Here is a 15,375-nt window from a genome sequence, read left to right as displayed (position 1 = left end):
ATTCCGAAACAATTCAATAAAGTGGAGACATGCAATGAAAAGCTTGACGTCCCTCTTGCGCGCGGCCTGCCTCGCGGCGCCGCTCGCCCTTGCCGCGTTGCCGGCGCACGCCGCGGGCACCTGGTGCAGCAGCGGCAAACCCGTGCGCTTCGCGGGCATCACGTGGGAAAGCGGCAACTTCACGAGCGAAGTGCTGCGCTACATCCTCAAGAACGGCTATAGCTGCCAGACCGACAGCGTGCCCGGCAGCACCGCGGCCACCGAAACGGCGCTCTCGCGCAACGACCTGCAGATCTGGGCCGAGCAGTGGACGGGCCGGTCGGAAATCATCGCGGGCGCGGTCAAGGCGGGCTCGGTCAAGCTCGTGGGCGACACGCTGCCGGGCGGCACGAAGGAAGGCTGGTACGTGCCCGACTACGTGGTGCACGGCGACGCGAAGCGCGGCATCAAGGCCAGCGCGCCCGACCTTCAGTCCGTGAGCGATCTGCCCAAATACAAGGGCCTTTTCGTCGATGACGAGGAACCCGATCGCGGCCGCTTTCTCAACTGCCCCTCGGGCTGGGATTGCGAACGCGTGAATACGCGCTTGCTCAAGCTGCTCAAGCTCGACGACACCTACACGAACTTCCGCCCCGGCACGGGCGCGGCGCTCGATGCGGCCATCTCCTCGGCCTACGCGCGCGGCAAGCCGATTCTCACCTACTACTGGGAGCCGGCCGCGCTGATGGCGAAGTACAAGTTCGTTCAGCTCAAAATGCCGCCGTTCAACGAAGCCTGCTGGAAGACGCTGCGCGACGCCAACAGCGCGCAGCAATGCGCCTCGTCGTATCTGGTCTCGCAGTTGAAGATCGGCGTTTCGACACCGTTCTATCAGGCGGAGCCCGACGTGATGACCTTCTTCTCGAAGGTGAGCTTCCCTATCGACTTCCTGAACACGACGATCCTCGACATGACCGAGCACAAGGTCGATGCGCAGGACGAAGCGCTCAAGTTCCTCAAGCAGCACCCTGAAATGTGGAAGACCTGGGTGCCTGCGGATGTCGCGGCGAAGGTGCAGAAATCGCTTGGCGCGTAATACGAATCCGATACCGCGCGATACCAGCGCGATACCAGCGCGATACAAGCCTGATACCAACCAGAATGCCGAGCCGCGTTACGCGGCTCCATGATAAGGAGACTTAATTGAAGAAGAAGATTCTCGCGGCGCTGCCGCTGGCGCTCGCCGCAGCAGGCGCGCACGCGCAAAGCAGCGTGACGCTGTACGGCCTCATCGACCTCGGCGTGGACTACGCCAGCAATGTGGCGAACGGGGCGAACGGCCAGCTCGTGCCGGGCACGGGCAGCAAGCTCGTGCAGATGCAAAGCGGCGTGCCCGCAGGCAGCCGCTGGGGTCTGCGCGGCACCGAAGACCTGGGCGGCGGCTACGCCGCGATCTTCCGGCTCGAAAGCGGTTTTAACGCTGCGACGGGCGGACTTGGCGGCGGTCTCGCGTTTTCGCGTAATGCCTATGTCGGCTTCAAGTCGGATCAGTATGGCCAGATCACCTTCGGCAAGCAATGGGACGCCACCGTCGACCTGATCGAACCGTATTCGCTCAACGGCAACTACGGCGGCTGGTATTTCGCCCACCCGAACGACATGGACAACCTGGACAACGGCTTCCCTGTCAACAACGCCGTGAAATACGTGAGCCCCGTGCTCGCCGGCTTCCAGTTCGAAGGCCACTACTCGTTTGGCGGCCAGGCGGGCCAGTTCTCGAACAACGCCTCGTATAGCGCGGCGGCAGCCTACACGCTCGGCTCGTTCAGTGCGGGCGTGGGCTACCTGCGCGTGAACAACCCGATCACGGCGGTGGCCGGTTATGGCAGCGGCGGCAGCTTCGTGAATTCGGTGTTCGGCGACGCGCTCGCCAACGCGCGCTACCAGGGCATTCTCTCGGCCGGCGCGTCATACGTGATCGGCAGCCTCAAGCTGATGACGAACTACTCGAACGTGGACTTCTCCTCGGCCACCGGCAGCGGCGACCTGCACTTCCAGAACTTCGAAGTGGCCGGCACCTACGCCGTGACGCCCGCCTTCACGGTGGGCGCGGGCTACACCTACACGGTGGGCCAGGACCACGCCACCGACAACTCGCCGAAGTATCACCAGGTCAACCTGATCGGCCAGTACGCGCTCTCCAAGCGCACGTCGCTCTATGCGATGGGCGTGTACCAGCATGCGGCGGGCTCGGCGGAAAACGCGCAGATCACGGGCTTCAACCCCTCGGGCACCGACAACCAGGCCGTCGCCCGCGTGGGTATCACGCACGCGTTCTAACGTTCTTGACGTAGTCCTTATCAATGTCAATACGCCGGCGCGCATGACCATGCGCCGGCGTGCCTGCATCGCGAGGTTTGCATGCGCCGCCTTCCCTCTTTATCGGCACTGCGTTCATTCGAGGAGGCGAGCCGCACGCTCAGCTTCACCCGGGCAGCGCAAAACCTGCACGTGACCCAGGGGGCGATCAGCCGCCAGATTCGCCTGCTCGAAGACTATCTCGGCACGCCGCTCTTCATGCGGCATCATCACCGGCTCGAAATCACGGCAGCAGGCAAGCGTTTGCTGCCTACGCTCCAGGCCGCGTTCGACAGCATCGCCCACACGCTCGACACGATTCGCGCCGATCCGTCGAACAGCCTGCTCAGTCTGAACGCCGCGCCTACGCTCGCCACGCGCTGGCTCACGCCGCGCCTGCGCGACTTCCAGGTGCGCCACCCCGATCTGCGCATCTCCATCACCAACGAATACGGCCCGCTGCACGGCACGGAGCGCAACGAGGACTGCCAGATCCGCTTCGGCATGGAACCGCTGCCGGGCGGGCAGAGCACACTGCTCATGCGCGAGCGCCATGTACTCGTCGGCTCGGCGCGCGAGTTCTCCGAGGCCCCCGCCGATCCAGATGTGCTGCGCGAGATCCTCGCACGGCATCCGTGGCTCTATATCCTCGATATCGACCGGCGCCTGCTGGTCTGGGAAGCGTGGCTCGAAGCCGCGGCACTCGACGTGCCGATCGCCCCGCGCGGGGAGCTGGAGTTCAGCACGCTCGATCAGGTCATACACGCGGCGGTGGCCGGGCTTGGCATTGCCGTTGCCGACCGGCACATGATCGCGCCCGAACTGGCGAACGGCACGCTCGTCCAGCTGAGCGAGGTGGAAGTGGCGGGACCTTCGGGATACTGGCTCGACGTGCGCCCCGAAGTGCAGGACACACTACGCGTTCGCAACTTCAGCAACTGGCTGGTCGAGCGCCACAGCGAGCAACCGGCCAGGCAATGCGCGGCTAGCCCGGGCGCATGACTGGCGTCACCCACCCGGGCCTACGCTGCGCAATGCGTCAATTGGGATCGATTGGCGGGCCAGGCGGACCCGAGTCCACCTGCCTCATCGTGGGCGCGGCGGCCGCGCCCTGCGCCATGTTGCCCGCGCCCTGCGCCGCGATCGAACGCGAGAGGATCGCCCGCGCTTCGCCGCTCGACGAATCGACGGTCAAGGCATGCCCCGCGTTGTGCCAGGCGCATAGCCACCGCCCGTCGCGTGCGCACAGCCGTGCGTAGCCAAGCAACGAATCGCGCTGATCTTCACGCGAAGTCAATTCGGCCTGCATTTGCAGCGCGTTGCCGTTGCCCGGTTGCTCCGCAAGTGCGGCATTGATCGCACTACGCGCAGGCCCCAGGTTGTTCTTGTCGAGGCTCGCACGCGCGCTTGCCAGATTTCGCGCAACGTCGGCGCGCGCGTAGCTGGCCTTCGCGGCGTTGGCCTTCGCTTCGTTGGCCTTCTCCGCCTTGATCTTCGCGGCAGCGAGTGCGCGTTCATCAGCGCTGCTCTTTCGTGCAGCATTGCCCGGCGGCAGCGTCACCGTATGCACTGCAGCGGTACGCGGCTGCGCTTGCGGCGCTTGCGGCACTTGATGCGGCAGTGGCACCTGAGCGGTCATAGGCGGCGGCGCGCTCACGGCAGGAGGCGGCAACTGGGCGACGGCTACCGGCGGCGCGCTGCGCACCGGATGCAGCACCGATGGCGGCTTCGTGGCCGGCACAGCCGATGGGGTCTTCGGCCCGAGGATCGCTCCCTCGACGACCTGGGCACCCTGCGCCGGCTCCCGCTCGGCTCGATGCGAAACGATGTATGCGGTCAGCAGGAACGCGATCGACACCACGCTGCCAATGGCATAGAAAGGCAGCCACGAGCGTGGCGCGGCAGGCGCTTCATCGCGCGGTTCGTAATCACTATCGCGCGCCGCGCCGCCGAAACTGAACGCCGGAGCGTTCCACTCCGTGCGCGCATGGCGTGCGAAACCGTCGTGCCATTCGGGCGCGGCGGATTCGCTTGCCGGCGACATGCGCGGGCCAGAGGAAAGCTGCTTCGCGCCGCACTGAGGGCAAATCATCAGTGGCGCATTGAAGCGGGTCCCGCAGTATGGACATCCCCACGGACCAGACGTGGCTCGGCCAGGTTCGTTGAACATTGCAGGCATGGAAGCTTTGACAGGATAGGTTCGGGTTTGCTACCGGCGGCTGGTGCGCGTCACGTCACGGCGGAGGCATCCAGGCGGCACGGATTCGAAGTATTCGCTGTAATCCCTACTGTATTTCGCGGAGCGTGGGAGGGTTGTAACAAATAGTCGTTTTGAATATGAGCTACTTCGCGGCGAAGTTCAACCGGCTTAATCGGCCAGATGGCGGATTTGGACAGGCGGGATTTCGACCCCCGCAGAGGGCTGGAGGGCCATGCCATGATGGCTGCGCCACGCGGGCAAATCTGCCCGGTCGATGGGGACCTACGGCGTGACATCTTGATACAGAAAACGTGTGGCTCATACGTGAAACACAGGCGTTTTCGCAACGCCTCGCGCAAACAACCGACAAAAAGCGCCACGGCAAGCGGACTTACAACCTCCTTGCGCCAGATGACGCCCACCGACTCGAGCACGCTGCCTCGCGAAAGCGGCACGCCTCACAGCGTCACGCCTTCAACGCATCCTTGAAAATGCGGCCATCCTTCATGATCAGATTCAGGTTCTGATCGGGGTTGGCCAGCAGCGTCATATCCTGGAGCGGGTCACCGGCCACGAGCAGCAGGTCCGCATACGCGCCCTCTTCCAGCACGCCAAGCTTGTGAGGATAGGGATTGCGCTCGCCCGCCAGCGCAAGCAATTGCCCATTCGTGGCCGTGGCCATGCGCAATGCCTCGGCGTTCGAATACCAGCGCGTCATGTGCCCGAGCATCGTGCCCTGGCGCGTCGCCAGCGCCTGGGAGAAGATCAGATCCGTGCCGAACGCGACCTTGAGCCCGTGCTTGCGCGCGAGCTTGTACATGTTGTCGGTCCCGGCGGTCACTTCCAGAAACTTCTCGCGGCTCGACGGCGCCATTGGCGCCACATCCTCTTCGCTCGTAAACGGTTGCGTGCTCAACCATGTGCCGTTCTTCGCGATGACTTCGGCGGTCCGGTCGTCGATGAGGTGTCCGTGCTCGACGCATTGCGCGCCCGCCGCCACACTGCGCTTCACCGCTTCCGGCGTGTAAGCATGCACGAGCACGTAGGTGCCCCAGTCGGCTGCGGTTTCCACCGCCGCTTTCAGTTGCGCCTCGGTGAACGTGAGCATGTCGAGCGGGCTGCGCGGCGTGGAAACGCCGCCGCAACCCACGATCTTGATCTGCGTCGCACCCATCATGAACTGCTCGCGCACACGCAGGCGCACTTCGTCGGAAGAATCGGCGATCGCGGCGGCGCCGGTCCGCTCTATTTCGCTGATCTGGCCGGTCGTGCGCGGCACATCGGTCAGCAGACGAAAGTCGCCGTGCCCGCCCGTCGTGGTGATCATCGCGCCGCAGGGGTAAATACGCGGGCCGCTCAGCATGCCCGCGTCGATAGCCTGCTTCAGGGCGAACGCGGGCCCCCCCACATCGCGAATGGTCGTGAATCCGCGCAACAGCGTGCGCTGTGCCTCCGCGCCCGCGGCCAGGTACACGAAGCTCAGGTCGGATTGCATGATGGCCGCGATCGGGAGCGAGGCGAGCAGCGAATGCCAGTGCATGTCGATGAGGCCCGGCATCATCACCTTGCCGCCGCAGTCGATCACGCGGCCGCCCGACGCGTTCTGCGCGTCGGGCGAGCCCCGGCGCAACTGCGAGATGCGGTTGCCGTCGACCACGAGATACATGCCGTCCTGCAGCGCGGCCGACTTGCCGTCGAACAAGCGGAAGTTCGTGAATGTCGTGGGCTGCGCGGGGGCCGCGGCGCCGGGCTGCTGCGCGCTGCTGAACTCAGGCAAGACCGCGCTCAACAACGATGCGCCCATGCCGACCAAAAAGCCGCGCCTGGAAAGATCGGCGCTGATGCGGCGATTCGCGAACGCTGCGAGCGCCTTGTCGCACAGGCACGAGGACACCGGGCCGATTGCGTTGCCGCGGCGGTTGATTCTGGAAGCCATAGATCACCTGTGAGAGTAAGCCACGCATTTATTCTGCATGCCTGACGACATCGTCCTTCGTCAACAGCAACGCTAGCGGCCGTGTGGAGCTGAACGCGGAGAAGATGATCGTGAGCGCCACGGTCCCCGGCACGGCGAGAAAGGCGCCCGGAATGCCCCAGATCGCCGTCCATGCGGCGAGGCTCATGAGAATGACCGCGGGGCTCAGGTTCAACGAGCCCGCCATCAACCACGGGTCGAGCACGTTGCCCATCACGAAGTTGATCGCCGAAAGCGCAATGAGCAGTGTGATCGCTTCGTTCCACTGACCGAATTGAAGCGCGGCGAGCAAGGCGGGAAGCACCACGGAGATGAGCGAGCCCGCATACGGCACGAAGTTGAGCAACACGATGAGAATGGCCAGGAGCGGCGCGAACTCGAGCCCGACCAGATGCATGCAGATCCAGCTGAGAATGCCGAGCACCACGCCGAGCAGCGCTTTCAACGCCAGATACGTGCCGATCTTCGCGTTGATGGCGTCGATCACGGGCTCCATGTCGGCCTTGCCGCGCATGACCGCAGAGAGCTTGCGACGAAAGCGCCCCATCTCGATCATGAAGAACGCCGTGTATAGCAAGACGACGAGCGTCGTGGCCATGAGCGAAGAGAGCGAGCCAAGGAGCGAGGTGAGCAGCGACTGCACGTTGACGGTCGCGAGCAGTTCGCGCCGGAATGCTGCCCACGAAGCCTCGGTTTCCAGATGAAACAGCGCGGTGATCTTGGCGAGCAACGCGAGCAGCGTGGCTTCGTACTTGGGCGCCACGGCGACCATGCGGTCCGTGTCGGAAAGCAGCAGTTCGGTTGCGAGCCACGCGGCCGCGAGGATGAGCGCGGCGGCGCTCCAGTAGCGCACGCCCGCGCGAATGCGCTTGCCCACGTGGGGCACGCGCCGCAGGATGTCGGCGAGCCCGTAGATCACGTACGACGTGATGATCGCGAATGCAATGGGCACCAGCACCGGCCGCCCGATATACAGCACCCATCCCGTGATGACGGCGATGACGACCACGCAGGTGAACGTGACGAGATCCTGTTTCATGGAGATGCTTTGGATGACGAACCACGTTGCGTTGATGAGACGTTTGCAAGCCATCAACGTCCCGCTGTGTTTTATCCGGCCCCAAAAAAGCGGCTTCGGGGCGTGATCGGGCACGACTTCGAAAGACTAGCCGCTTTGCAGAAGACTTGCGCGCTAGCTGGCGAGGATTCCGAACCACGTTGAAACAAGCGCGCCCCAATTTCGTTGCGCGCACATCGACTCGTCGATCGGTCAAAAGATCCTTCTTTCCTTTAAGTCACGTTTAAGCAGCAAAAAGTACCTTACGCCCCACCTTCACCAACCTCTTCGAAGACCATAGCAATGAGTACCATCAAATATCGGCGCCGGGGCCTGATCGCCGGTGTAGCGGTGGCGCTTGCCGGCGCCTGGGTTGTTAGCCATGAGCACGCCAGCGCGGACGAACGCGGCATCATGAAAACGTCGTTGTCGACGCCTGTGCCCAAAACGGACGACGTCAAGGGCACGGCGCCGAACTTCTCGGCGATCGTCGCGCAGTACGGTCCGGCTGTGGTCCATGTCGAAGTCGTCAAGGAAAACCCCGACTCCGAAGACGGCCATTCGGGCGCCCTGGGATCGGGCTTCATCGTGAGCCAGGATGGCTACATCCTGACGAACAACCACGTTGTCGAAGGCGCGGACGACGTGACGGTCAAGCTCACCGACGGCCGCAAGTTCCCCGCACGCGTGATCGGCACCGACAAGGCGGGCGACGTGGCCGTGCTGAAAATCGCCGGTACGGGTTTCCCCACGGTGAAGATCGGCAATCCGGCGAACAGCAAGGTCGGCGACTGGGTCGTTGCAATCGGCTCGCCTTATGGTCTCGACAACACCGTGACCTCGGGCATCATCAGCGCGAAGTCGCGCCAGCTCTCGGAAGACAGCCCGACGCACCTCATCCAGACCGACGTGCCCGTCAATCCGGGCAATTCGGGCGGCCCGCTCTTCAACCTGAACGGCGAAGTCATCGGCATCAATTCGATGATCTATTCGCGCACGGGCGGCTTTCAGGGCCTCTCGTTCGCCATTCCCATCGACGAAGCCATGCACATCAAGGATCAGATCGTGCAAGGCGGCGGCAACGGCAACGGCGGCACGCTGGCCCACAATGCGCGTCCGCGCCTTGGCGTGGCCGTGCGCTCGCTCACCAGCGACGAAGCGCAGCAAGTCGGCGTGGACGGCGGCGTGCTCGTCGTGAAGTCGGGCGGTGCGGCCAAGGCGGCTGGCATCAGCGCCGGCGACGTGATCGTTGCGATCAACGGCATCGAGGTGGAGAACGTCGAGCAGCTGCAAAGCATGATCGCGCGGGCTCGCAGCAACGTGTCGATCGTCGTTGCGCGCGACGGCGAGCAGATGACCGCGAAGGTCGAACTCGCACCGCGCGCCTAAGCGAGGGCGGGCCGGGCGCGTGTTATTTGCGCGCTCACGGCCCATGACTCGCCAGAGCGTCGATGCGCTCGACGATGTACCCGTAGAAGGGGTTCCACGAGAGCCGCGTGAGGAACCCCGCCCCCACCATCAGCGCCCCGGTTTCGCCGCGTACGGATTGGGCGCCCAGGTGGATGCCCATGTCGTCGTCGGGGTCGGGGGTGCGGCCGTACAGCGAGTCGGTCACCGGAAACGGCAGGGCCACGTGTGAAAGCGAATAGACGTCAGGTGGATAGTCGAGCCCCGTGGGTTCGACTTTCGCCGTTGTTTCGTTCGGTGCCGTGCTCGCTTCGACCACTTGCGGCGAGGTGGCGGAGGCGTTGGTCAGCACGGTCAGCCGGTAGCGCAGCGGCGGCACGGGCAAGAGACGGCGCAGCGCGTCGCGCATCGAAGCGCGCAGCAGCGGGCTCCATTGCGCCGTGCGATTGATGTCGAACAGCACAAGCTCGCTGCCATTGGCCGGCAGTTGCGAGTACAACGAACTGATAATCGCGCTCGTGCTGACCGTGGAGTCGAGCACGGACTGGAATGCGAGCGTGGGCGGCAGCGACGCGAGTTTGCCGTTGCGCGCCGCGGCCGCCACTTCCTGCTGGATCTTGCGCGTGACCCGCCATGACTGGCGCGCGCCGTTCACCGGAAACGAGTTGTACTTGAACGGATTGAATTCCGGCACGATGTCGAGCCACGCGGCTTTTGCAAATGCAGGCAGGATCGCGGGCAAGGCCGCAAGCCCCGCAAAGCGCGCGAAGGCCGTAACGCCGATCATCGGCGAAAGCAGGATCAGGCGATCCGCTTTCGGCAGGCTCGAGTCGTCCAGCACTTCGAGCGAGTATTGCAGCGCGAGTGCGCCGCCGTTCGAATAACCCACGATATGCAGCGGCGCAGGCGCCGGCACGAGCCGCCGCGCTTCGCGCACGGCCAGACGCGTGGCCGCCTCCCAATCTTCCGCCGTCACCTCGGTCAGACCCGCTGGCACGGTGCCGTGCCCCGGCAAGCGCACCCCCACCACGGCGAAGCCATCTTGCTGATAACGCTGCGCGATGTGCCGCAGGCTGTATGGCGAATCGGTCAGCCCGTGCAGCATCACGGCCACGCCGCGCGGCGCGCCCTGAGGCATGAGCGTGAACGAACGGTTCCAGTCGGCGCGAAAGTGGCCCGGATAAATCGGGCTGCCCGAGAAATAGCGGTTAGCGGGAACGCGTTCGTCCGCCGGCAGTTTGTCGGTCACGTTCTTCCTGACCGAGTCGAACACGCGGTTCTCGTTCGCGATGTATTCCTCCCACGTCGCGTGATCGATCTCGTGCGCGTGCATGTCTTCCGGGACATACGTGTGCCACAGGCTCAACGGCGCCTTGCGCTGCGCGTCGTACAGGCGCACGCCGGCAATGCACACAAATGCGATCACCACGAACAGGAGAAGCCGCTTGATCCAGCGAAAAGCCCACGTTCTCGTCAAGAAGTTCGCCATGTCCGGTCAATGCCTCGCGAACGGGTGGCCGGCCGTTCTTCGCGCTAGCGCGGGTAAACCGGCCAGATGAGCGGTACCAGCAATACGGTGATCACGAGCGCCCCGAGGGCGGCGGGCGAGCCCACCTTGAAAAAATCCCGGAACCGATAGCCGCCCGCCGTGCTGACGAGCGCATTCACAGGGGTCGATATCGGCGACATATAGGCCGCGGACGCGGCAACGGCCGTCGTCATCGCGAACGGATACGGCGACGCATGCAGGTGCGCCGCCATCGCGAGCACCACGGGCGCCATCAGCACCGCGGTCGCCGTGCCGGAAATCACGGTGCCGATCACGAGCGTGAGCAGAAATACGGCGCCCAGCAGACCATGCGCCCCCCAGTTGCCGGCCACGCGCAGCACGGCGTCGGCGGCAATGTCGATGCCGCCCGTGCGTTGCAGCGCGATGGAAAACGGCAGCATGCCCACGATCAGCACGAGGCTGCGCCAGTGAATCGCGCGATACGCGCTGTCGAGGCTCACGCAGCCGAACGCGCCCATCAAGAGACACCCGATCAGGCCCGCGAGCACGTTCGGCACGCGCGGCGTGAGCATCATCGCGATGACGAGCGCCATGATGGCGAGCGCGTGCAGCGCCTTGTGCGGCACGGGCACGTAGGCGTCGCTTTCGACCGGCATGGCGAGACACACGATATCGCGCTCGACCGACTGCATCGAGAAGATATCGATCCACGGCCCCACCACCAGCAGCGTGTCGCCCACTTTCAGCCGCGTGGCCTGCAGATCCTGCTCGAGCGCGGCGTCGGCGCGGCGCAGGCCGACGACCGTCACGCCGTGGCGGCGCAGCGCGGCGGAACTGCGCGCGACGTTGCCCACGAGCGAGGAGTCCGGCGGCACGATGACCTCGGCCATGCCCACGTCGTGGGTCTGGTCCGTGAAGTACGCGCCCGACATGTGGCGCACCGCGAGCGCATAGCGCCCGCAAAACGCCTTGACGTCGAAGCTCGCGGACTCCACGTCGAGCAGCAGCACGTCGCCGGGCGCGATGCTGCTGTCCGCAGTCGCGGGCAGCACCGTTGCGCCCATGCGCGCGCGCCGCTCGATCGCGACGACGTGCGCCACGGGGTCGTCATCGAGCCCGGTGTGCCCGAGCGTTTGCCCCACGAGCGGGGACTCCGCACCCACCTCCAGGCGAAATGCGCGCCCTTCGAGCGAATAGCGCGCAACCCAGTCGTTCAGCGACGGGCGCGTACTCGCCTCCGCGCCGCCGGTGCCGTTCAGAAAGCGCCTTGCGAACAGCATCCAGGCAATGCTCGCCGCGAGAATCGGCAGGCCCAGCGGCGTGATGCCGAAAAAGCTGAAGCCCGGGTAGCCGTGATAGACAAGCGCGCTGTTGATGACGAGATTCGGCGTGGTGGCGACGAGCGTGAGCATGCCGCTCGTGAGCGCGGCCATGCTGACCGGCATGAGCATGCGTGCGCGCGACACGCGCGACTGCCGCGCAATGCGAATGACGATGGGAATGAAGATCGCCACGACGGCCGTCGAACTCATGACCGAGCCCATGACGCCCACCACGACCATGATCAGCACGACGAGGCGGCGCTCGTTGGAGCCGCCGCGCGCGATCAGGTAGTCGCCCACGCGCTGGGCGACGCCCGTGCGCGCGAGCCCGTCGCCGAGCACGAAAAGGGCCGCGATGAGCACGATGTTCGGATCGGAGAAACCGGCCAGCGCCTCGTTGACGGTCACGATGCCCGAGAGCGACAGCGCGACGATCATGATGAGCCCCACCGCGTCCGAGCGGGGCCGGCCGATCAGGAACATCGCGATCGCGCTGGCCAGACAGGCAACGGTCATCAAAAGGTCGGTAGACATGATTTCGGTTTGCCTGGTCGATGTACCGCTCAACGGGCCTTTGAAACCACTGCTACCGCAAATAGTGCCGGATTTTGAAAACTTACGTTTCAGCGCGGCCTTGGGTCATGCCCGGGGCGCGGCTGGTTTGATGGCATGTTTGTGAACGTTTTCGGCCTTCACGCTTCCAGCAGGGAAACGCGGTTGCGCCCCTGGTGCTTGGCCCGGTACATGGCCTGATCGGCCTGCTCCAGCAGCGAGCGCGCCAGCACCTCGGGGCTCGCGGCGAGCGCGTTCATCCGATACGCCGCCACGCCGATCGACACGCTGAGCGCAATGCGCTCGCCCTCGTCGTCGAGCACTTCGAGCGCCTCGACCGCATGCCGGATACGCTCCGCAACCGCCAGCGCGTCGGGCAACTCGCACATCAGCAGCGCGACGAACTCTTCGCCGCCGTAGCGCGATACCGTATCCCCCACGCGCACCTGCTGCTTCAGGCACGTGCCGATGGCGCCCAGCGCGAGATCGCCGGTTGCGTGGCCGTGCGTGTCGTTGATCTGCTTGAAATGATCGATGTCGATGAAGAGGCACGACATGGGCGCGGCGTGCGAGCTCGCGCGTCGAATCTCGTGATGCAGGCGCTCGTCGAAATAGCGGCGGTTCGAGAGGCCGGTGAGCGGGTCGGTCACGCCCGTCTTGCGCAGATGCTCACGGTGGGCGACGTTGTCGAGACTCGCCGCCGCCACGCTGCTGAAGCGCATGAGCAGGTCGGTGCCCATGCTGGCGTCGAAGCGCGCGGGGTCATCGCTTGCAAGGCACAAGTAACCGAGCACCTGGGTACGGTTCAGAAGCGGCAACACGATCGCGCTGCCGGTCGCTCTCTGTGCTGGCTGCGCCGCTCGCGCGCCGAAGAAGGTCTCGCTCACCGCAGGCTCGAGATCGCTCATTTCGCTCACGCGGCCCAGCCACGGCTGGTTGCCCGCGCACAGGCGCGACAGCGCGAGGCCGCCCTGAAACCCGGACCGCAGGTTCGCTTCGAGGTCGGCGCGCCCGCAGTCGGTTTCGAGCAGGTCGCGCAGGAGCGGCGTGCGGGCATCGAGCCAGATGCCGGACGAAGCCAGCCGGAACACCTCAGGCAGATAGACGAATATCCCTTCGAGAAAGGCGCACCAGTCGTGCGCGCCGATCAGGCGCAGTTCCACGTCCTGGAAGGACTTCGACGCGCGCTCGTTCCGCTGGACGGTTTCGATAAGCGCAGCAAGATCCAGTGAAGGCTGAGTCCCGGGATGTGTCACGATGCATCGAGAATATTCCGAAGCCTGCTATTACGGCAGCTTGGGGCCAGACTTGAGGCCGCATTTCACCTGCCGGACCAGGGAGAAAAAGAAAAGGCCGCTGCCCGTGAGGGCCGCGGCCTTGCTTACGGCGAGAGGCTGCTGTTATTTGGCGGCCGGCGACGCTGTGGTCGGGGTCGCCAGCGTATTGTTGTTAGGCCCGCCCGGGACCGCCGCCGCGCCATTGTTCGCGCTATTCGGCGACGCAGCGCTCATGCCGCTGTCCGAGCTGGTGGCGCCTGGGGTGCCGTAGCCGCTCGTTGCGTTGTTATTGGCGGCGGCGGGCGATACAACGCTCGGGGTTGCCAGCGTATTGTTGGCCTGTGCATACGCACCGGCCGACAGCGTGAGTGCGGCGACACCCGCGATGAATGTGCTGATTGTTCTGCTCATGACTCGCTCCTCCTATGATTGGACTGGAATTCCGGCACAAACGATCCACTCCTTTATCTCCTTGGCGGTCGTTATATGCGCGGCTCGCGGCGATCAAAATCGCGTAACTGTTCGCAGCGGTATGCGTATAACAAACCACTACCAGTTGATATCAAGTTTAGGAAAGCGATGGCAGATTATTAAGCGCATTGCACGCAACGATTTATTTCGCTTTTTGGCATTAGAGGTAATGGATTCGGGTCGCCAATCCTCTGGGCGCACGATTGCCGTATTAAGGGGAATTTCCTGTAAATCGGCTCGGAACGGATATTCGACGGGCCTCAACGCGTGCAAGGGTCCGTACATCCGCAATGATTCGCGTTTTGGCCAGTCAGGCAGGCATTGACAAGCAGCCCTTTGGCACGCTGATTGAAATCCGGTTCAGCGATAAATGCCGACTTTTGCGAAACGTTGTTTTCGCAACGGCGTTTCGAAAAATCGTTGCATACGCATCGAGGTCGTCTGTCGTTTCCGCATTGGCATGCGGTCCGCGGCGGGGCGGCAAAGCACAGCCAAAGCGCGGGAGAACCCACCGGGCGCGAGAAGAGCGCGTCTGGCGCGCTTCGCGATATGAAACCTTCAGCAGGAGCCCGGAGACTCGTCTCCGGGTATCGGCGCATGCGCCCGGGCGGGCGCATGGCGATGGCGAGGAACGATCAGGACTCGTTCGGGCGGATCGTCAGCGCGTTCTTGACCGACGTTACGCCTTGCACGCCCTTGGCGACTTCGGTGGCGTGGTCGATCTGCGCCGACTCGGGCACCGAGCCCTGCAGCACCACGGCGCCGTCACGCGCGCGCACGGTGATACGGGCAACGTCGATCTTCTTGTCCTTGGCCAGCGCCGTGCGAACCTTGCGGCTGAGCGCCCGGTTAGCGGCCTTCTCCTGCTTCGTTTGCGCGTGCGACGGGCTGGCCTGCTGGGCAGCGGCGGCCGCGCCGCTCGCTGCGTCGTCCTGCGCATAGGCGTGCAGGGACGCAGCCACGAGAGCCGTCGCCGCGGCCAGCTTGAATACTTGAAGAGCCTTCATGCAGTTTCTCCTGTTGTCACAGTCTTGTTGTGGGCCCACGAACGAGCCGGTGCACTACCCCATCCACTACTCAGCATTCGCGCGTCAAACGCGAGCACGCGCCAGATTATAGGAATGTAATGTGCGGTGCAGGGCGGGAAAATGCGGCTCCATCACTAGCTTGATATCGATCCCATCATGGAGTAGGCACACCGTTTGTAGCCATGAACTCATGGTCACATCGCCCCCAACTCCAATCGGGTCCGTCAACCATGAAATGG

At 64.4% G+C, this 15,375-nt stretch carries 12 protein-coding genes; 4 read left to right on the top strand and 8 right to left on the bottom strand.

From position 1 onward, the window contains the following. Positions 1 to 34 precede the first annotated feature (34 nt). The 3 genes from U5A65_RS04015 (at position 35) to U5A65_RS04005 (ending at position 3,339) form a co-directional block, all read left to right on the top strand. Positions 35 to 1,075, top strand: coding sequence for an ABC transporter substrate-binding protein (locus tag U5A65_RS04015; RefSeq protein ID WP_321908040.1), 1,041 nt, complete (start codon positions 35 to 37; stop codon positions 1,073 to 1,075). Between the two features lie 107 nt (positions 1,076 to 1,182). Then, positions 1,183 to 2,319: a porin gene (locus tag U5A65_RS04010; RefSeq protein WP_321908043.1), complete on the top strand. Its 1,137-nt coding sequence runs from the start codon at positions 1,183 to 1,185 to the stop codon at positions 2,317 to 2,319. An 81-nt stretch (positions 2,320 to 2,400) separates the two neighbouring features. Then, on the top strand, positions 2,401 to 3,339 hold the full coding sequence (locus tag U5A65_RS04005; protein ID WP_321908044.1) for a LysR substrate-binding domain-containing protein: 939 nt from the start codon (positions 2,401 to 2,403) through the stop codon (positions 3,337 to 3,339). A 37-nt stretch (positions 3,340 to 3,376) separates the two neighbouring features. On the opposite strand, the gene U5A65_RS04000 is transcribed toward U5A65_RS04005, so the two are convergent. The 3 genes from U5A65_RS04000 to U5A65_RS03990 all read right to left on the bottom strand — a co-directional run bounded on the left by U5A65_RS04000 (position 3,377) and on the right by U5A65_RS03990 (position 7,551). Further along, the gene (locus U5A65_RS04000; protein ID WP_321945538.1) at positions 3,377 to 4,429 is read right to left on the bottom strand and encodes a hypothetical protein; all 1,053 of its coding nucleotides are present in this window, start codon (positions 4,427 to 4,429) and stop codon (positions 3,377 to 3,379) included. Between the two features lie 574 nt (positions 4,430 to 5,003). Beyond that, the gene (locus U5A65_RS03995; RefSeq protein ID WP_321908046.1) at positions 5,004 to 6,473 is read right to left on the bottom strand and encodes an amidohydrolase family protein; all 1,470 of its coding nucleotides are present in this window, start codon (positions 6,471 to 6,473) and stop codon (positions 5,004 to 5,006) included. A 28-nt stretch (positions 6,474 to 6,501) separates the two neighbouring features. Then, on the bottom strand, positions 6,502 to 7,551 hold the full coding sequence (locus U5A65_RS03990; RefSeq protein WP_321908050.1) for an AI-2E family transporter: 1,050 nt from the start codon (positions 7,549 to 7,551) through the stop codon (positions 6,502 to 6,504). Between the two features lie 321 nt (positions 7,552 to 7,872). On the opposite strand from U5A65_RS03990, the gene U5A65_RS03985 reads away from it, so the two are divergent. After that, positions 7,873 to 8,958 carry a S1C family serine protease gene (locus U5A65_RS03985; RefSeq protein ID WP_415764107.1) on the top strand — a complete coding sequence of 362 codons (1,086 nt, stop codon included), beginning with the start codon at positions 7,873 to 7,875 and terminating at the stop codon, positions 8,956 to 8,958. Positions 8,959 to 8,992: 34 nt separating this feature from the next. Here the strand turns inward: U5A65_RS03985 and U5A65_RS03980 are convergent, their stop codons facing one another. The 5 genes from U5A65_RS03980 to U5A65_RS03960 all read right to left on the bottom strand — a co-directional run bounded on the left by U5A65_RS03980 (position 8,993) and on the right by U5A65_RS03960 (position 15,115). Beyond that, the gene (locus U5A65_RS03980; RefSeq protein ID WP_321945537.1) at positions 8,993 to 10,453 is read right to left on the bottom strand and encodes an alpha/beta hydrolase; all 1,461 of its coding nucleotides are present in this window, start codon (positions 10,451 to 10,453) and stop codon (positions 8,993 to 8,995) included. 56 nt (positions 10,454 to 10,509) lie between these two features. Then, positions 10,510 to 12,342: an SLC13 family permease gene (locus U5A65_RS03975; protein ID WP_321934665.1), complete on the bottom strand. Its 1,833-nt coding sequence runs from the start codon at positions 12,340 to 12,342 to the stop codon at positions 10,510 to 10,512. A gap of 158 nt (positions 12,343 to 12,500) precedes the next feature. Beyond that, positions 12,501 to 13,616, bottom strand: coding sequence for a sensor domain-containing diguanylate cyclase (locus U5A65_RS03970; protein ID WP_321945536.1), 1,116 nt, complete (start codon positions 13,614 to 13,616; stop codon positions 12,501 to 12,503). Between the two features lie 144 nt (positions 13,617 to 13,760). After that, positions 13,761 to 14,048, bottom strand: a complete 288-nt coding sequence (locus tag U5A65_RS03965; RefSeq protein WP_321945535.1) for a hypothetical protein — start codon at positions 14,046 to 14,048, stop codon at positions 13,761 to 13,763. Between the two features lie 695 nt (positions 14,049 to 14,743). After that, the gene (locus U5A65_RS03960; protein ID WP_321908058.1) at positions 14,744 to 15,115 is read right to left on the bottom strand and encodes a BON domain-containing protein; all 372 of its coding nucleotides are present in this window, start codon (positions 15,113 to 15,115) and stop codon (positions 14,744 to 14,746) included. Between the last annotated feature and the right edge of the window lie 260 nt (positions 15,116 to 15,375).

Source organism: Paraburkholderia sp. J10-1 (genome assembly GCF_905220165.1).
Lineage (GTDB): Bacteria > Pseudomonadota > Gammaproteobacteria > Burkholderiales > Burkholderiaceae > Paraburkholderia.
The sequence above is the reverse complement of the archived record's forward strand: the minus strand, read 5'-3'. Positions and strand labels throughout refer to the sequence as shown.